14 protein-coding genes and 2 tRNA genes are annotated in these 18,167 nt (G+C 55.6%); 9 read left to right on the top strand and 7 right to left on the bottom strand.

Annotated elements, in window-relative coordinates; all coding sequences use genetic code 11:
* Positions 1-58: 58 nt before the first annotated feature.
* Genes ACTJJI_RS09035 through ACTJJI_RS09025 form a run of 3 tightly spaced genes read left to right on the top strand, consistent with a single transcriptional unit; the run spans position 59 to position 5,168 of the window.
* Positions 59-1,144 (top strand): efflux RND transporter periplasmic adaptor subunit, encoded by a 1,086-nt coding sequence (locus ACTJJI_RS09035; protein ID WP_440653687.1) that lies wholly within the window; start codon positions 59-61, stop codon positions 1,142-1,144.
* Positions 1,144-4,206, top strand: coding sequence for an efflux RND transporter permease subunit (locus tag ACTJJI_RS09030; protein WP_047360981.1), 3,063 nt, complete (start codon positions 1,144-1,146; stop codon positions 4,204-4,206). The genes ACTJJI_RS09035 and ACTJJI_RS09030 overlap by 1 nt, the downstream gene beginning before the upstream one ends.
* Entirely contained in the window at positions 4,203-5,168 is a 966-nt protein-coding gene (locus ACTJJI_RS09025; protein ID WP_014832579.1) for an acyltransferase, read from the top strand. Before ACTJJI_RS09030 ends, ACTJJI_RS09025 begins: the two co-directional genes overlap by 4 nt.
* On the opposite strand, the gene pagP is transcribed toward ACTJJI_RS09025, so the two are convergent.
* Positions 5,165-5,740 carry a lipid IV(A) palmitoyltransferase PagP gene (gene pagP / locus ACTJJI_RS09020; protein WP_014832580.1) on the bottom strand — a complete coding sequence of 192 codons (576 nt, stop codon included), beginning with the start codon at positions 5,738-5,740 and terminating at the stop codon, positions 5,165-5,167. The genes ACTJJI_RS09025 and pagP overlap by 4 nt on opposite strands.
* A gap of 256 nt (positions 5,741-5,996) precedes the next feature.
* Here pagP and shiA point away from each other — a divergent pair, with 256 nt between their 5' ends.
* The 3 genes from shiA to ACTJJI_RS09005 all read left to right on the top strand — a co-directional run bounded on the left by shiA (position 5,997) and on the right by ACTJJI_RS09005 (position 10,629).
* Positions 5,997-7,310: a shikimate transporter gene (gene shiA, locus ACTJJI_RS09015; protein ID WP_050860240.1), complete on the top strand. Its 1,314-nt coding sequence runs from the start codon at positions 5,997-5,999 to the stop codon at positions 7,308-7,310.
* Between the two features lie 73 nt (positions 7,311-7,383).
* Positions 7,384-8,838, top strand: coding sequence for an AMP nucleosidase (locus tag ACTJJI_RS09010; protein WP_020684707.1), 1,455 nt, complete (start codon positions 7,384-7,386; stop codon positions 8,836-8,838).
* An 18-nt stretch (positions 8,839-8,856) separates the two neighbouring features.
* Positions 8,857-10,629, top strand: a complete 1,773-nt coding sequence (locus ACTJJI_RS09005; RefSeq protein ID WP_440653683.1) for an aminopeptidase P family protein — start codon at positions 8,857-8,859, stop codon at positions 10,627-10,629.
* 77 nt (positions 10,630-10,706) lie between these two features.
* Here ACTJJI_RS09005 and ACTJJI_RS09000 read toward each other — a convergent pair.
* Both ACTJJI_RS09000 and emmdR read right to left on the bottom strand, forming a co-directional pair.
* Positions 10,707-10,782: transfer RNA gene (locus ACTJJI_RS09000), tRNA-Asn, on the bottom strand.
* Between the two features lie 103 nt (positions 10,783-10,885).
* Complete coding sequence (emmdR, locus tag ACTJJI_RS08995; protein WP_014832583.1) at positions 10,886-12,340, bottom strand: multidrug efflux MATE transporter EmmdR; 1,455 nt, start codon at positions 12,338-12,340, stop codon at positions 10,886-10,888.
* 161 nt (positions 12,341-12,501) lie between these two features.
* On the opposite strand from emmdR, the gene ACTJJI_RS08990 reads away from it, so the two are divergent.
* Both ACTJJI_RS08990 and ACTJJI_RS08985 read left to right on the top strand, forming a co-directional pair.
* A tRNA-Asn gene (locus ACTJJI_RS08990) sits at positions 12,502-12,577 on the top strand.
* A gap of 55 nt (positions 12,578-12,632) precedes the next feature.
* Positions 12,633-12,965 (top strand): gamma-glutamylcyclotransferase family protein, encoded by a 333-nt coding sequence (locus ACTJJI_RS08985; protein WP_047360985.1) that lies wholly within the window; start codon positions 12,633-12,635, stop codon positions 12,963-12,965.
* A gap of 50 nt (positions 12,966-13,015) precedes the next feature.
* Here the strand turns inward: ACTJJI_RS08985 and ACTJJI_RS08980 are convergent, their stop codons facing one another.
* The 4 genes from ACTJJI_RS08980 to dacD all read right to left on the bottom strand — a co-directional run bounded on the left by ACTJJI_RS08980 (position 13,016) and on the right by dacD (position 16,429).
* On the bottom strand, positions 13,016-13,351 hold the full coding sequence (locus ACTJJI_RS08980) for a DUF496 family protein (protein ID WP_010432067.1): 336 nt from the start codon (positions 13,349-13,351) through the stop codon (positions 13,016-13,018).
* A gap of 168 nt (positions 13,352-13,519) precedes the next feature.
* Positions 13,520-14,578 carry an FUSC family protein gene (locus ACTJJI_RS08975; protein WP_014832585.1) on the bottom strand — a complete coding sequence of 353 codons (1,059 nt, stop codon included), beginning with the start codon at positions 14,576-14,578 and terminating at the stop codon, positions 13,520-13,522.
* Positions 14,579-14,670: 92 nt separating this feature from the next.
* Positions 14,671-15,144, bottom strand: coding sequence for a DNA gyrase inhibitor SbmC (gene sbmC, locus ACTJJI_RS08970; protein ID WP_125364542.1), 474 nt, complete (start codon positions 15,142-15,144; stop codon positions 14,671-14,673).
* Positions 15,145-15,262: 118 nt separating this feature from the next.
* The gene (gene dacD / locus ACTJJI_RS08965; RefSeq protein WP_440653680.1) at positions 15,263-16,429 is read right to left on the bottom strand and encodes a serine-type D-Ala-D-Ala carboxypeptidase DacD; all 1,167 of its coding nucleotides are present in this window, start codon (positions 16,427-16,429) and stop codon (positions 15,263-15,265) included.
* Between the two features lie 198 nt (positions 16,430-16,627).
* Between dacD and sbcB the strand changes: the two genes are divergently transcribed.
* On the top strand, positions 16,628-18,064 hold the full coding sequence (gene sbcB, locus ACTJJI_RS08960) for an exodeoxyribonuclease I (RefSeq protein ID WP_369701520.1): 1,437 nt from the start codon (positions 16,628-16,630) through the stop codon (positions 18,062-18,064).
* Positions 18,065-18,167: the final 103 nt, after the last annotated feature.

Here is an 18,167-nt window from a genome sequence, read left to right as displayed (position 1 = left end):
TGTCACCCCCTGCCCTTCTTACGGAATAAATAAAACAGTTATTTATTAGGGGAATACAGTGAACCGCTACCTCTCTCTTTTACCGTTCGTTATGTTAACGCTCACGGCGTGCGACCCGAAACCCAGGCAAGATGCTCCCCTGCCGCGCATGGTAAAAGTGGCGGAGGTGGCTGTTCCCGGTCATGCCCGGCAGCGCGTCTTTCCCGCCCGTATTGAATCAGGTGATGCGACCGACCTCTCCTTCAAGCGCGCGGGTCAAATCGAAGCACTGGATATACGCCAGGGCGCAACCATCAAGCAGGGGCAACAGCTAGCCAGATTAAACGCCCGTGAAACGCAGCAGCGGGTTAACGACAGACAAACGGCGGCGACGCTGGCCCAGCGGCAGTTCGATCGCTTCCAGACGCTGGCAGGACGCCAGGCTATCTCGAAAGCAGAAATGGACATACAGCGCGCGAACCGCGATTCGGCGAATGCGGCGCTGCAGATTGCCCGTGAAGAGCTGAATCAGATGACGCTCGTCGCCCCCTTTAGTGGAACAGTGGCCAGCGTGCATGTGCGAAAGCATCAGGTGGTATCGGCCGGTCAGCCCATTGCGACCCTGACCCGCACCGACCTGCTGGACGTGGTGTTTAGTCTTCCTGAGAACCTGTTTAAGACCTTTGATATCCGTAACGCGCAATATCGTCCCGTGGTAAGAATTAACGCCTTCCCGGATCGGGAGTTTACCGCTGTCTACAAAGAGCATTCAGGCAGTAGCGACAGTAACACCCTGACCTGGCAGGTGATACTCACCATGCCGCGCCCGGATGATTTTCCCGTGGTGGGAGGCGTAAGCGGTACGGTTACCATCAATTTAACCAACCTCCCGGCCGGTGCGGGCCCTCAGGCGCTGGTTGTACCGGTTGAGGCGGTCTTTAACCCGAATAACAGCCCGCGCAATGAGCCGCACGTCTGGGTCGTGGCGGGAGAAGGGGATGCGCTCCATCTTGAAGACCGCAAGGTCAGCGTGGGGCAAGTAACCACTGAGGGCGTGATAATCACCCGTGGGCTTAAAGCAGGCGAGCGTGTCGTGGCAGCTGGCGTGGGTGAACTTCATGCTAATCAGCCGGTACGTATCTGGACGCGTGAACGGGGACTGTAATGGATATCTCTCGCCAGTTTATCAATAACCCCATTCGCGTCTGGCTGACGATCCTGCTGCTGGGCGTGGGCGGCATTTTCGCCCTGCTGAACATTGGCAGGCTGGAAGATCCCGCCTTTACCATAAAAACCGCGGTGGTGATCACCCACTATCCCGGCGCCTCCGCTCAGCAGGTTGAAGAGGAGGTCACGCTACCGCTGGAGAATGCCCTTCAGCAGCTGCCCTATCTGGACAACGTGAGCTCCATCTCTTCCAACGGCCTGTCGCAAATCACCGTGAACATTGCCTCACGTTATCATTCGAACGAACTGCCGCAGATCTGGGACGAACTGCGCCGTCGCGTGGGCGATGCTTCGCGCCAGTTCCCGCCCGGCGTCGTGACGCCCTTCGTGAATGATGATTTTGGCGATGTGTTCGGCTTTTTCTTCGCGATTTCCGGGGATGAATTCAACAATTCTGAACTGGTGAGATATGCCGAGCAGCTGCGACGCGAACTGATTCTGGTCCCCGGCGTCGGTAAGGTTGCCATCGGCGGGGCCATCAGCCAGCAGGTCAATATCGATATATCCCTGACCAAAATGGCGGCCCGCGGCATCACGCTGAACCAGCTTTCCGCCCTGCTCAGCAGGCTTAACGTCGTTTCCAGCGCCGGAGAAATCACCTCCGGAACAGAATCCATTCGTCTGCATCCAACCGGTGAGTTCGAAAATCTTGATGAACTGGCGGATCTCATCATTACCCCTTCCGGCACCGGGGCGGCGACCCGTCTGCGGGATATCGCCACGCTGTCGCGCGGGCTGAACGAATCGCCCGCCAGTATCTATCATGCCAACGGCAGGAAAGCCGTCACCATGGGCGTCTCGTTTATTCCCGGCGTGAACGTGATCGACGTGGGACACGCGCTGGAGGCAAAGCTCAACCAGATGTCAGCGGAAAAACCGGCAGGGATACACATCGACCTGTTCTACGATCAGGCCGCCGAAGTGGGGCACTCTGTAAATGGTTTTATCATTAACTTCCTGATGGCGCTGGCGATTGTTATCGGCGTGCTGCTGATCTTTATGGGTGTCCGCAGCGGGATCATCATCGCGTTTTCCCTCGCACTTAACGTGCTGGGCACGCTGCTCATCATGTATCTGTGGGGTATTGAGCTGCAGCGCATCTCGCTCGGCGCGCTGATTATCGCCCTCAGTATGCTGGTGGATAATGCCATCGTGATCGTTGAAGGGGTACTGATTGCGCGTCAGCAAGGTTCCCCGCTGTTAACCGCCATTAACTACATCATCCGTCGTTCCGCCCTGCCGCTGCTGGGGGCGACGGTGATCGCCATCCTCGCGTTTGCGCCTATCGGGCTGTCCCAGGACTCTACCGGGGAATACTGTAAATCCCTGTTCCAGGTACTGCTGATTTCCCTGATGCTGAGCTGGTTCTCGGCGCTCACCATCACGCCGGTGCTGATCACATGGTGGTTGTTTAAAAATGACAGCGCGCCGGAAAAAAGTGACGAGGCAGACCCTTACGACAAACGCCTCTATCGACTTTACCGGCGCCTGCTTAACGCGCTGCTGCACCGGAAAGCGCCGACGCTCATCGTGATGGCTGCGCTGCTGGCAGCGTCAGTCTGGGGTTTTGGTGCCGTGCGGCAAAATTTTTTCCCGTCGTCTAATACGCCGATTTTCTTTGTCGACCTCTGGCTACCCTACGGCACCGATATTAAATGGACCGAGAAAATGACCGGCGATATCGAAAAAACCATTAACGGCCAGCCCGGCGTGGAAACCACCGTCTCAACCATCGGTCAGGGCAGCATGCGGTTTATTCTGACCTACAGCGGACAGCGGCAGTACAGCAACTATGCCCAAATCATGGTAAGAATGGATGACCAGCGCAACATCTCCGCATTGACGCGCCACGTCGATGAGTACATTGCGCGAAACTATCCGCAGGTAAACGCCAGCACCAAACGCGTAATGTTTGGTCCCTCTGGCGACAGCGCCATTGAGGTGCGCATCAAAGGCCCCGATCCTGACAGGTTGCGTCTGATTGCCAGCCAGGTGGACGAGATCCTGGCGCGCGACCCGGCCACGGCAAGCGTGAGAAACGACTGGCAAAACCGCAGCAAGGTGCTCCGTCCGCAGTACGTCGCCGCACTGGGACGCGAGCTTGGCGTGGATAAGCAGGACGTCGACAACGCGCTGGAGATGAATTTCTCCGGCAGCCGGGCGGGATTATATCGGGAAGGCAGTGACCTGCTTCCGGTCGTGGTACGCCCGCCGGAACGCGAACGGCTGGACGCGAATCACCTGAACAACGTGCTGGTATGGAGTCAGACCCGGCAGCAGTATATCCCGCTGAGTAATGTCGTCAGTCGCTTCTCGCTGGAATGGGAAGATCCGCTTATTTTGCGACGCGACCGCTCGCGGGTGCTGACCGTTCAGACCGACCCCGATCCGCTTAGCCAGCAAACGTCAGGCGATATTCTCGCCCGGGTGAAGCCGCGCATTGACGCCCTCGCCCTGCCCCACGGCTACAGCATTGAGTGGGGAGGCGATGCGGAAAACTCCAGCGAAGCACAACAGGGGATCTTTACCACGCTGCCGATCGGGTTCCTGGTGATGTTTGTCATCACCGTTTTGATGTTCAGCTCGGTGAAAAACGCCGTTGCCATCTGGCTGACCGTGCCGCTGGCGCTGATTGGCGTCACGCCGGGATTCTTGATCACTGGTATTCCGTTCGGCTTTATGGCGCTGATTGGCCTGCTGAGCCTGAGCGGGATGCTGATCCGCAACGGCATTGTGCTGGTGGAAGAGATCGAGCAGCAGAAAGCGCATAAAGGTCAGCACGAGGCTATTGTTTATGCTGCCACCTCGCGCCTGCGCCCCATTCTGCTCACCGCATTCACCACCGTACTGGGCCTGGCTCCGCTGCTGCTGGACGTTTTCTTCCAGAGCATGGCCGTTGTGATTATGTTTGGACTGGGGTTTGCTACAATCCTGACGCTGCTGGTACTTCCCGTAATTTACGCGTGCTTCCATCGTAAGGACAAAGCGGAACAACAATGAATGCGACAGGCCTGAACATTATCAAGACGCTGGGCTGTATGACGGCGGTAACCTTTTTCACCATCTACAATACGTGGGATCATTATGATTATGACTATCACTGGATCCTGGGGTTTTTAACCTTTATCTCGACCATCGCCACGCCGCTGTTTTTTGTGGTCGCGGGCTACCTCGACGGCCAGTCCCGGCACGGCACCCGCTGGCAACTGGGCAAAATTAAAAGCCTGGTGATTGTCTTTCTGTTCTGGATAACGATCTATTACCTGTGGGAGCCGTATCAACGCGGGTATTTAATTCAGCCGTGGTTCGTGTTTGCGTTTGTGGTTATTTACAGCTTCCACCCGGTGGTGGAGTGGCTTAGCCAGCGGCGCGCGTTGTTCTGCGGCGTAATTGCCTGTCTGCTGCTCTTCTCCTACGGGTATGATTTACTTTCAGCGCTCTATCCCGACGTCCACCTCCTTTCCCTTTCGCCACAGTACCGCCTGTGGACGTGGTTACTGTTTTACCTGACGGGGCAGCTTTTCTGCGATCCCAACATCTCCGGGTGGATTAGCCGCAAGAATGTGGTCAGGACGGCGGTAATCGCCATCCCGTTTATTTATCTCTTCACCTGGTTTTACGAGCGCCACTTCTTTTTTGCCCTGTTCAAGGCCGACAGAAACGCCTTTATTCTTACAGGTTCGCAAATCTACATTCTGATTATTGCGCTGGTGATTGCGGCGAATGGTGTGCGCTTTCGCCGCAATGCTGAGTTTAAAGAGTCGGTCCTGGCCGCCATCAGCAAAACGATGACCGGCGTGTACATTGTCCACTACTCGGTGTTTCACCTGCTGACGGCGCTGATACCGGTGACGTCTCTCGGCATGAAGCTGACGCTAATCGTCCTCACTTTCATCACCTCAGTTCTGTTTTCCATGCTGATACTGTCTAACGCGGTGGCAAAAAAGGTGATCACCCTTTAAAAGCCGAGACGCAGCCAGGCAAAGAGCACGTTACCGTTGTTATAGGTTCCAGGAATATAAGTGAACTGGACGGTAACGCGCTTATACCCGGCAGAGAACAGCGGGAAGATAAACGGCAGGGGCACATAGTTAGCAAAATCATCGCGCGCCGTGATGCCCGCTGCGGCACCGAGCCCAAGCCGGAAGTCCTGGGCATTATCCAGGTACCAGCCCTTCTCCCAGCCGTAGCCCATCGCGGGTTGCCATTCATTGTGCGAATCTTTGAACATCATGGCGAAGAGCGCGCTCCAGTTGCCCTCTTCGTTATAGCGGGACACGCCCAGTCCCCCGCCCCACGGCATTTCGTTATAATTGTCGGTTTTTTCTTTGTCGTACATAAAACGGGCGTGCCAGCTCAGAAACGGAAGGTAAAGATCGTATCGCTCTGGTTGATGCCAGGTCTGGGAAATATCCTCCGTCAGCGCATTCCACCAGCGGCTAATACGCTGCTCACCATAAACGCCGGGTTCCGCATGAAGCGGGAAAATAAATACAAACAGTGCCATCCAAAGTGCTGGAAAGAGGCGTTGCATAGATATTTCCTCAGCTTAAGTCACACAGTATCTCTAATACTTTAAACCATTCAGCACGAACCGGTGCCAAACAGACCGATTTATATTGCGGCCCGTGCAGATGAAATTTTTTTATTCAGCACCCTCAGGAAGGATAAAAACGTTTTCTCATGTCCCCTGTCGCGGTAGTCTCATACCTTCCGCCAATAACGCGGCGGCTATGTGAGTAACCTTTTCTTATACCAATAAATAAAAAATCAGTGCAGACAGGACAACTATGGACTCCACCCTCATCTCCACACGTCCCGGCGAGGGGACACCTTGCCTTAACCGTGCCCGCCGCGCTGCCTTTGGCAGCTTCGCCGGGGCCGTCGTGGACTGGTATGATTTTTTGCTCTACGGCATCACCGCCGCTCTGGTGTTTAACCGCGAATTCTTTCCGCAAATTAGCCCGGCTATGGGCACGCTTGCCGCGTTTGCCACCTTTGGCGTCGGGTTTCTGTTCCGCCCGCTGGGCGGGGTGATCTTCGGCCACTTCGGCGACCGCCTTGGCCGCAAACGTATGCTGATGCTCACCGTCTGGATGATGGGGATCGCCACTGCGCTGATCGGTATTTTGCCGTCGTTTGCCACGATTGGCTGGTGGGCTCCGGTACTGCTGGTCACCCTGCGCGCCATTCAGGGCTTTGCCGTGGGCGGCGAATGGGGCGGCGCGGCGCTGTTATCGGTCGAAAGTGCACCGAAAAACAAGAAAGCGTTCTACAGCAGCGGCGTGCAGGTCGGCTACGGCGTGGGTCTGTTGCTCTCCACCGGGCTGGTGTCGCTTATCAGTCACTTCACTACCGATGCGCAGTTTCTGAGCTGGGGCTGGCGCATTCCGTTCATCTTCAGCATCGTGCTGGTTATCGCCGCGCTGTGGATCCGTAACGGAATGGAAGAGTCCGCCGAGTTTGAACAGCAGCAGGAAAACCCCGTAGCCAGAAAACGGCTGCCGGTGATGGAGGCGCTCATCCGCCATCCTGGCGCTTTTCTGAAAATTATCGCCCTGCGCCTGTGTGAACTGCTGACGATGTACATCGTTACCGCGTTTGCCCTCAACTATTCCACGCAGAACCTTGGCCTTCCCCGTGAGCTGTTCCTGAATATCGGTCTGCTGGTGGGCGGGATCAGCTGTCTGACAATCCCCTGCTTCGCCTGGCTCGCGGACCGGTTTGGCCGTCGCCGCGTCTATATTACCGGTGCGCTGATTGGCTCCCTCAGCGCCTGGCCGTTCTTTATGGCACTGGAGGCGCAGTCGGTCTTCTGGATAGTCTTCTTTGCCATTATGCTCGCCAACATTGCCCACGACATGGTGGTTTGCGTGCAGCAACCGATGTTTACCGAACTGTTCGGCGCAAGCTACCGCTACAGCGGGGCGGGCGTGGGGTACCAGGTGGCGAGCGTCGTGGGCGGCGGATTTACGCCGTTTATTGCCGCCGCGCTGGTGACGTTCTCCGGCGGAAACTGGCACAGCGTGGCGATCTACCTGCTGGCAGGCTGCCTGCTGTCGGCCGCCACAGCGCTGGTGATGAAAGAGACACACCATCCCTGATCTCCCTTTTGTTTCACAGGCGTGTGACATACTATCGGGTATAGCAGCACACCTGTGGAACAAGGAGACAGACATGAATAATAAGGGCTCCAGCCTGACCCCGACTCAGGCACTGGAAAAACTCGACGCGCTGTACGAACAGTCCGTCAATGCGCTGCGCAGCGCCATCAGTGAGTACATCGAAACAGGGAAACTTCCCGATGAAAAGGCCAGAACCCAGGGCCTTTTTGTTTATCCATCGCTCTCTGTCACCTGGGACGGCAGCGCCAGCACCACGCCAAAGACCCGTGCCTACGCGCGTTTTACCCACTCCGGCTGCTACAGCACCACCGTGACCCGCCCTGCGTTGTTCCGTCCTTACCTTGAGGAACAACTCACTCTGCTCTATCAGGACTACGGCGCACACATTGCCGTTGAGCCATCACAGCATGAAATCCCGTATCCGTACGTGATTGACGGTTCGGCGTTAACGCTCGATCGCTCCATGAGCGCAGGGCTGACGCGCCATTTCCCAACCACCGAGCTGTCGCAGATTGGCGATGAGACCGCCGACGGCATTTATCATCCGGCGGAATTTTCTCCCTTGTCGCATTTCGACGCCCGCCGGGTGGATTTCTCTCTGGCGCGCCTGCGCCACTACACCGGGACGCCAGCCGAACATTTCCAGCCGTTTGTGCTGTTTACCAACTACACCCGCTATGTCGACGAGTTTGTCCGCTGGGGCTGTAGCCAGATCCTGGATCCGGAGAGCCCTTATATCGCCCTCTCCTGCGCGGGCGGGATCTGGATCACCGCGGAAACCGAAGCGCCTGAGCAGGCTATCTCCGATCTGGCGTGGAAGAAGCACCAGATGCCAGCCTGGCACCTGATCACCGCCGACGGCCAGGGCATCACGCTTATCAACATCGGTGTGGGTCCGTCAAACGCCAAGACCATCTGCGACCATCTGGCGGTGCTGCGCCCGGACGTCTGGCTGATGATTGGTCATTGCGGCGGGCTGCGTGAAAGCCAGCTGATTGGCGACTACGTGCTGGCCCACGCCTACCTGCGTGATGACCACGTGCTTGACGCCGTGCTCCCGCCGGATATCCCGATCCCGAGCATCGCCGAAGTGCAGCGCGCGCTGTACGACGCCACCAAAGAGGTGAGCGGCATGCCGGGTGAAGAGGTCAAACAGCGTCTGCGTACCGGCACGGTCGTCACGACAGATGACCGTAACTGGGAGCTGCGTTACTCCGCCTCTGCCCTGCGCTTTAACCTGAGCCGCGCGGTGGCGATTGATATGGAAAGTGCCACCATTGCCGCACAAGGGTATCGCTTCCGTGTGCCTTACGGCACGCTGCTGTGCGTTTCCGATAAACCGCTGCACGGTGAAATCAAGCTTCCGGGACAGGCAAACAGGTTCTACGAAGGGGCGATATCCGAACACCTGCAAATCGGCATTCGTGCCATTGATTTACTGCGGGCGGAAGGTGATCGGCTGCACTCACGCAAGCTGCGTACCTTTAATGAACCGCCATTCCGCTGATAACAATAAGGAAAAATAATGCACAACACATCACCGTTATCGGCCCTGCGTCAGTGGCTACAGGAAAATCAACTCGACGGGATGATCGTCCCGCGCGCGGATGCCTGGCAGAGCGAATACTGCGCACCGTATGATGAAAAACTGGCCTGGCTCACCGGCTTCGACGGCTCGGCGGGGCTGGCGCTGGTGCTAAAAGACAAAGCCCTGCTTTTTGTCGATGGCCGCTATCAGGTTCAGGCCCGCGTGCAGGTCAACATGGATGAAGTTGAGATCCACCATCTGCACAACGAGCCGCTGGCACAATGGCTGACGGCAAATGTTGAAGCTGGCACGCGTATTGGTTTTGAAGCGCTGCTGATGACCAATGCCGACTATGAGACGCTGTCTGCGACACCGTGTGAGATGGTGCCGCTTAACCAGTCACCGTTTGATACGTTATGGACCGATCGCCCTGCCGCTCCGGCGGGGCTTATCCGCGAGATGCCGGTTGAAATCAGTGGTGAAAGCAGCGCCGATAAACGTCAGCGCGTCGCCGCCGTACTGGCCGCGAACAATGCCGATTATCTGGCCGTGACCCTGCCGGATAATATCGCCTGGCTGCTTAATGTGCGCGGTTCAGATATTCCCACCAGCCCGGTTCCGCTCTCCTTTGCCCTGCTGAATCGCGACGGTAGCGTTGAGTGGTTTGTTAACGACAATAAACTCAGTGACCTGCCTGATAGCGTGCGAAACGCTTTTACCATTGCGCCGCAGGATGCCTTTATTGAACGCTGCCAGCACCTTTCTCACGGTAAACGGGTCATGCTAGATGCCGATTCAGCGCCGGTGGCTTTGCGTTTTGCCATTGAGCCACACGGTGACATTCTCTGGCGCACCGACCCCATCACGTTGATGAAGGCCAATAAAAATCCGGTAGAACTGGCGGGTTACCGGGAGTGTCATCACCAGGACGGTGCCGCGTGGGTCAATTTCCTGGCCTGGCTGAGCCGCGAAGTGCCCGCACGTGCGGCAGCAGGTCAGCCGGTGACCGAGCTGGAGGCCCAGGCACAGCAACTTGCGTTTCGCGAGCGGCAGCCCGGTTTCATTGAGCAAAGTTTTGCAACCATTTCGGCCTCGTCCAGCAATGCGGCAATGTGCCACTACCACTCAAGCGAAGCCAGCAACAAGCCCATCGGCCATGACCACTTCTATCTGAATGATTCCGGTGGTCAGTACCATAACGGTACCACTGACGCCACGCGTACCCTGGCATGGGGCAAGGTCAGCCCGCAGCAGCGATTACACTACACCGCCGTGCTGAAAGGCTTTCTGTCGCTGATCACCCTGCAGTTTCCGTCCGGCACTCAGGGGCATCAGCTGGATGCCTTTGCACGTCGACCGCTCTGGGAGTTGGGGCTGGATTTCGATCACGGAACGGGTCATGGCGTGGGTCATCAATTGCTCATCCATGAGAACCCACATCGTATTGCCAAAAAGGTCAACCCGTGGCCGCTGGTGGCAGGCAATATTATGACCATCGAGCCGGGATACTATCTGGCGGACAGCCATGGGATCCGCATTGAAAACCAGGTCGAGATTGTGGAGAGCCGTCCAGGATTCTGCAAGTTTGTCTCGCTGACGCTGATCCCAATCGATCTCAGCCAGGTCGAACTCAATCTGTTGAATGAGCAGGAAAAGCAGTGGCTGGATGAGTATCACCAGCAGGTGCGCGAGGCACTGTCACCGTTGGTGGAGAGCGACGCGCGTCCGTGGCTGGTGGAAGCGACAGCACCGATTCGTGTTAACCGGTAGTGCGGTTTATTGCCGGGTGGCGGCTTCCAGAACGCAAAAAAGCAAAAAGCCTGCTTTAAAAGCAGGCTTTTCAAATTTGGCTCCTCTGACTGGACTCGAACCAGTGACATACGGATTAACAGTCCGCCGTTCTACCGACTGAACTACAGAGGAATCGTGTGAACGGGGCGCATATTATCGATGCTACCCGGTGTTGTCAAAGGCAGAATGCAGATTTCCGATCGTTTGCCGATTTATTCAACATTTCGCACATTTGTCAGGCATTGTGTCGCGGATATTTCCAGAGCCAGCGCCCACTTACCATCCGCCAGTAGAACAATGCCCCACGCACGGCCCAGTCAAGGAACATCCCCAGCCAGACACCGACAACCCCCATACCGAGCATGACCCCCAGCGTATAACCCGCCACTACGCGGCAACCCCACATACCGAGCATGGATACCCACATCGCAAAGCGGGCATCGCGTGCGCCTTTTAACCCGGCAGGCAGTACCCAGGACGCCGCCCAGATGGGCATAAAGGCCGCGTTAAGCCAAATGAGGATCTTAACGACCTCTTTGACATCATCTTCGTGGGTGTAGAACGAGGCCATCAGCCCGGCAAAGGGCGCACTCCCCCAGGCAATGAGCGTCAGACCGATGGTCGACAGCCAGAAGACATGGCGCAGCTGCCGCTCCGCCTGCCCTATCTGCCCTTTGCCGAGCCGTTTACCGGTGATGATGGTGGAGGCCGACCCGAGGGCGTTGCCCGGCAGGTTAATCAGGGAGGCGATGGAAAAGGCTATAAAGTTACCGGCAATCACATCTGTCCCCATACCGGCAACAAACATCTGGGTGAGCAGTTTACCGCCGTTGAACAGTACCGACTCGATACTGGCAGGAATACCAATCCCCATCACTTCCCAGATAATGGCGAAGTTAAAGGGTCGGAAGTAGCTTTTTAACGTGAGGCGCAGCGATGGCGTGATCCCCGCCATCAACACCCCGAGGATGGCTGCCGCACCAATGTAGCGGGAGATAGTCAGCCCCAGGCCTGCGCCAACAAACCCCATCCCCTCCCAGGAGAAAACACCGTAAATCAGGACACTACTGATCATGATATTCAGGATGTTCATTCCGCCGTTGATCAGCAAAGGAATTTTGGTGTTGCCTGCCCCGCGCAGCGCGCCGCTACCAATCAGCGCGATGGCCGCTGCCGGATAGCTTAAGACCGTCATTTCCAGATAGGTCAGCGCCAGATCCTTAACTTCATTCGTCGCTTCACCCGCGACAAAATCGATTATCTCTTTGCCGAAATAGTGGATCACCGCCGCCAGGATGATTGAAAAAATGGTCATGATCATCAGCGACTGCCGGGCGGCTTCGCGCGCACGCTTCGGATCCAGCTTGCCCAGGCTAAAGGCCACCACCACCGTGGTGCCAAGATCGATAGCGGCAAAGAAAGACATCACCACCATGTTAAAACTGTCCGCCAGCCCAACCCCGGCCATCGCCTCTTTACCCAGCCAGCTCACCAGGAAGGTGCTCAACACCCCCATCAGCAGAACGCAGGTATTCTCCAGAAAAATAGGTACGGCAAGCGGGGTGATTTCACGCCAGAACAGAACACGATAACTTTTACGTTTTGCATACCATGGCGTGCGCATAATCGCCTGGCGGAGAGTGGCAGTAACGTTCAAAATGGACCTTAGCGAGAAAAGTTGAAACTCCATTTCAAATGATGGGGGAGAAAAGCTCATCCTGCAAAGTATTTTCCATAAAAAGATGTCTGGATTTGCAACAAACTGATGACAGAATCGGCAATCGATCGCTAATCACTAAGATCAGGTTTGACAAAAGTTTTTTCGCCGCTAAGATAAGCCTCCACAACGATTCCTCTGTAGTTCAGTCGGTAGAACGGCGGACTGTTAATCCGTATGTCACTGGTTCGAGTCCAGTCAGAGGAGCCACATTCTGAAAAGCCCGCTTTTAAAGCGGGCTTTTTGCTTTTCTGGTGAGGAAAACATGGACTCTTTGTTTGTCTACGGTACGTTACGCCCGGGTCACTCAAATGCACATATTCTCGAAAACATCGGCGGCGAATGGCAGGTCGGTTTTGTCACCGGGACGTTTTATGAGCGTGGCTGGGGTGCTGCGGCGGATTTTCCGGGTATCGTGCTGCACGCCGATGGTCCGTGCGTAGAGGGCTATCTCTTTACCTCCAGCAACCTCCAGGCACACTGGCCGATGCTGGACGAATTTGAAGACGGTTACGATCGGGTCGAGGTCATGGTGACCACCGCCGAAGGTGACCAGGTTAAGGCCTGGATCTACCAGCTACAGCCGCGCTCTGTGTAATAAAAAAGGCTCTCTGTCACCAGAGAGCCTTTTTTTGCAATCAGCTGCGATTATTCGCTTTTGGCTTCAGCGTTTTTGATTTCGCCCATCACTTTCAGCTTCTTGGAGATGTCACGACGCTCTTTAGACAGCTCAGCGTTTTTGATGATGTAATCATCAACGCGGTCTTCGTAGTCGCTCTTCATGCTGGCGATGATACCCTGGATGGCTTCAACGCTCATACCTGGCTTGATGTAGTCGCTCAGGTTATCCAGCAGCAGAACACGTTTCTGGTTGTCACGGATCTTCTTCTCAACGTCCTGGATTTCACGCTGCAGTTTGTTTTTGCGGCGGAACAGGCGGACGAATTCCAGAACATCCTGGAACGAAGGCTTGGTAGTTTCCATTTTTACACCCCTGATAATGTGAGATTCGGATTCGTTAAAGCAACCGTTGTAACAGTAACCTTACTGACAGCGGTTGCGAATGACAATGAGTATATCGTTTAAAACTATCATAACCCCAATTGATGCTGAATCGAAGCAGCAGCCGTCACATATGGCGATAGCTGCTCTTTATTTGCGCAATGCCCGGCAAATAAGATGCGACAGCAACTCAAGCTGACGCGCCAGTTCCATGCTCAGCCAGACGTAGCCATGAATCGGTGTTTCCGCCACGTTGTCGCTCTGACGCTCGTTGATCAGCTGTTTCAGTTCGGCAACGATCTCATTCAGACGCTCGCTGTTCGCGAGGATAGGTTGCGGGTTACCTTCATAAAGGGCATGAGCGATGGTCAGCAGGGTTTGTTGCGTCATCTGCTGCGTCTCCTTCAGCGTCTGTGCGTTCAGCATCAAGAGATGGCTGGGGCGTGAGGCCCAGTGTGCGTTGATTTGCAGCTCAAGCATGCAGACCAGATTGCGGCTTACGGTCTGGATAGCTTCGAAAATCGATTTCTGGATATGGGTCTCTTTGCTGGCCGGGGTAATCAGACCGCGCATTCTGACCACATCATTAAGGATCTGCTGGAGGTGCTTCTCCAGCCGGGGACGTTCTACCAGATTCGGTGAAAAACCGGCCTGGTAGACGCGGTTAAAGGCAGTGACGTAGTTTGCCATCTGGATGCGCCAGTGCAGGAAAGCGCGCTGCGGCCAGATACCGGTGAAAAGCATCGCCAGCAGTGAACCAAGAATAACATCCCCGCTTCGCCACAGTGCCGTGGTCATATCACCCGCTGGCGCGCCGACCACCACGGCGAGGGTGATACCAATCAGCAGTGCCTGATAGGGCTTTTTACCCAGCGCCAGCCAGCCGCAGAGGAACATTGCGACACCGCACCAGGCCAGCATCACCGGAAATGAAATCAGCTCCAGCTTCAGGGCAATCAGCCCAAGGGCTGAGCCTAAAACCGTACCGCCAATGCGCTCGAAGGCGCGGGGGACAACGTTCCCCCAAAACGAGATTGGCCCCATGACGACCACCAGCGTGATCAGCGGCCACGTGCCTTCAGGAACATCCAGCAAACGGACCAGCACAAACGTCAGAACGAATGCCAGCGCAATACGGCACCCGTGGACCACGCGATAGTGTTTATACAGCCGAATTTCGAAAGATGTTAATGATTTGTCGGGACGCACACCCGCTCTCCAGCTACACGGCAAATCACAATTGTACTGCGTTTTCAGCCGGACGGATCACATCCGGCTGAAAAACCCTACGATTAACAGGACTATCTCGCTTTATTCTCTACGGCGATAAACATTTCGATGTCCCAGTATCCGTCAGCGTTGCCATCATTTAGATAGCGCTCGAAGCACGGTTTAAGCGCCATCTGGTATTTATTGTCCTGCAGGAGGGAATTAAAGAACTGATACCACGGGGTGGCGAAGTCGTAGTTTTCAACACGTGCTTTCGCGACGGCGTAATCTCCGGCAGCAATTTCCGTCATCATGACGCCTTCGCTGTTGTCCGGGATAACGAAATCATCCGGTACCGTAACGGCCGTATCGCAGCGCAGTTTTTCTGCCGGGACTTCGTCCGGATTATCGTAGTACACCGCAACCCACTCCAGTGGCTGAATGTGACGGCCATCGACCCACATGACCAGCTGTTCGAAGCCCTGTTTTACCGTGTGTTCCCATGGCCCGACCAGGTGAAAACCGGCAATCTTACGTTTCTTTTCCTGCCTGATGCTGTAATCCATACTGCCTCCGTTTATTACTGTATATTTATACACTATAAAGCAGAATTTATATTATCGGCAAACGGGGAGTGTTTATTATGTGAGCAGACTCGCAACCCTGCCAGTCTGCTCAAAAAGGTTAGATTTTGTGGTGCAGATAATCACTCAGACGGGAGAAAAGGCCACCTTTATCAACACGCTCAAGCGTCACCAGCGGCCAGTGAGCGACCACCTTGTCACGGTCGTATAACTGGATTTCGCCGACCCGCTGATGCGCGGCAATCGGCGCTTCCAGCTCTTTTTTATCCAGCACGTATTTTGCCTTGATGTTCGGTACTTCAGCTTTCGGTAATGCCAGCCAGAAATCCTGGTCAGTGCCCAGGTTCACCTGTTCTTTATCACCGTACCAGATCCGCTCGGTGCCCACTTTTTTACCGTTATGCAGGATCTGCACGGTATCAAAATTCTGTTGCCCCCAGTGCAGCAGTTTACGGGCCTGATCCTCACGTCCTTTCGGACTGTCTGCCCCCATCACCACGGCGATCAAGCGACGCTGACCGTCCACGGCGGAAGCAATCAGGTTAAACCCTGCGCCCGACGTATGCCCCGTTTTCAGGCCATCCACGTTCATGGTCTTATCCCACAGCAGGCCGTTACGGTTTTGCTGCGTGATCCCGTTCCAGGTCAGGCTCTTTTCGCTGTACATATGGTAAAACTCAGGCTCGCCGTGGATGATGGCCCTGGACAGCACGGCCAGGTCATACGCAGAGCTGTGCTGGCCCGGGGCATCCAGACCATGAACGGTTTCAAAGTGCGTATCGCGCAGATTCAGCTTTTGCACATAGTCGTTCATCATCTTTACGAACTGCGGCTGACCAACGGCCACGTGATCCGCCAGCGCCACACAGGCATCGTTGCCGGAATCCACAATCAGGCCGCGGCTGAGATCGCGCACAGAAACGCGGTCACCCTCTTTCAGGAACATCAGTGACGAACCGTCAAATACCGGGTTACCTTTTGCCCACGCGTCGCGCCCCACGGTCACAATGTCATCCGGCGAAATGCGGTGGCTATCAATAGCACGGTCAACAACATAGCCGGTCATCAGCTTGGTAAGGCTCGCCGGATTGCGTTGTTGATGTTCGTTGCCCGCCGTTAAGATTTGACCCGTAGTGTAATCCATCAGTACCCAGGAGCCGGCCTGAATGGCCGGGGGCTGCGGCGAAAAATCCAGCGGATCGGCCGCAAAAGCAGATGAGACACTCGAAGCGAGTAAAGAAACAGCAATAAACAGACGGCGTTTCAACGGTATATCCTCAGGTCATTAAAAATCGATGACCTTTTTACGGGAGTTCTGTTGTCGTTACCTGGCTTAATTGCAAAAAAATGTGACAGGAAGCATGTTTTGCCCTGAAGCACGCTCGCAAATTTGCAGCATGACGGTGCTTTTTATTCGGTCTGCTCCTCACGATCGTTTACCATAGTGGTGTCACTTTTTAACAGGATGGTATTACTGGTGTCTGACTCTGCCGCACGCCCGACTTTTTTGTTCCACGACTATGAAACCTTCGGCACCCACCCGGCGCTGGATCGGCCGGCGCAGTTTGCCGCCATCCGTACCGACGACGAATTCAATATCATTGGCGAGCCAGAGGTTTTTTACTGCAAACCTGCCGATGACTACCTGCCGCAGCCCGGCGCGGTCATGGTCACCGGGATAACCCCCCAGGAAGCGCGGGAAAAAGGCGTTAACGAGGCAGAGTTCGCCCGCCGTATCCACGATCTGTTTACCGTTCCCCATACCTGCGTGGTTGGGTACAACAATATCCGTTTCGATGATGAAGTGACGCGCAACATCTTCTACCGCAACTTCTACGATCCCTACGCCTGGAGCTGGCAGAACCGCAATTCGCGCTGGGATTTACTCGACATTATGCGCGCTTGCTATGCGCTGCGTCCGGAGGGGATTAACTGGCCGGAGAACGAAGACGGATTGCCAAGCTTCCGGCTGGAGCACCTGACGCGCGCCAACGGCATTGAGCACAGTAATGCCCACGACGCGATGGCCGACGTCTACGCCACCATTGCCATGGCGAAGCTGGTCAAAACCGCACAACCTCGTCTGTTTGAGTATCTGTTGAGTCATCGCAGCAAGCAGAAACTGATGACGCTGATTGATGTGCCGCAGATGAAACCGCTGGTGCATATCTCCGGCATGTTTGGTGCCTGGCGCGGCAACACAAGCTGGGTGGCACCGCTGGCCTGGCACCCGGATAACCGTAACGCGGTCATCATGGTGGATTTAGCCGGGGATATCTCCCCGCTGCTGGAGCTCGACAGCGATACCTTGCGTGAGCGCCTCTATACCCCGAAAGATGCGCTGGGAGATCTGCCCGCGGTGCCGGTCAAACTGGTGCATATCAATAAATGTCCGGTATTGGCGCAGGCCAATACGCTGCGCCCGGAGGATGCCGACAGGCTCGGGATCAACCGTCAGCACTGCCTGGATAACCTTAAAGTACTGCGCGAAAATCCGCAGGTGCGCGAGAAAGTCGTCGCCATATTTGCCGAAGCCGAGCCATTCGTGCCGTCCGAAAACGTGGATGCGCAGCTGTATAACGGCTTCTTCAGCGATGCCGACCGGGCTGCCATGAACATCGTGCTGCAGACCGAACCGCGTAACCTGCCCGCGCTGGACATCACCTTTGCGGATAAACGCATTGAGAAGCTGATGTTTAACTACCGCGCGCGTAACTATCCCGGCACGCTGGATGAAGCTGAGCAGGAACGCTGGCTGCAGCATCGGCGTAATGTGTTTACGCCGGAATATCTGCACGGGTATGCGCAGGAGCTGGAGATGCTTTACGGCCAATACGAAGGGAATGAAGAGAAGCAAGCGCTACTGAAAGCACTGTTCAAGTACGTACAAGAGATCGTCTGAAATTCAGCGATAAAAAAACCGGAGCCGATGGTCTCCGGTTTTTTTTGCCCGGTGGCGCTGCGCTTACGCGGGCCTACGGGTTTTGTCGGTCGGGTAAGCGTAG

It is taken from the genome of Enterobacter sp. 22466 (genome assembly GCF_052044775.1).
Taxonomy (GTDB): Bacteria; Pseudomonadota; Gammaproteobacteria; order Enterobacterales; family Enterobacteriaceae; genus Enterobacter; species Enterobacter dissolvens.
This window is presented reverse-complemented; position numbering and strand designations above follow the sequence as displayed.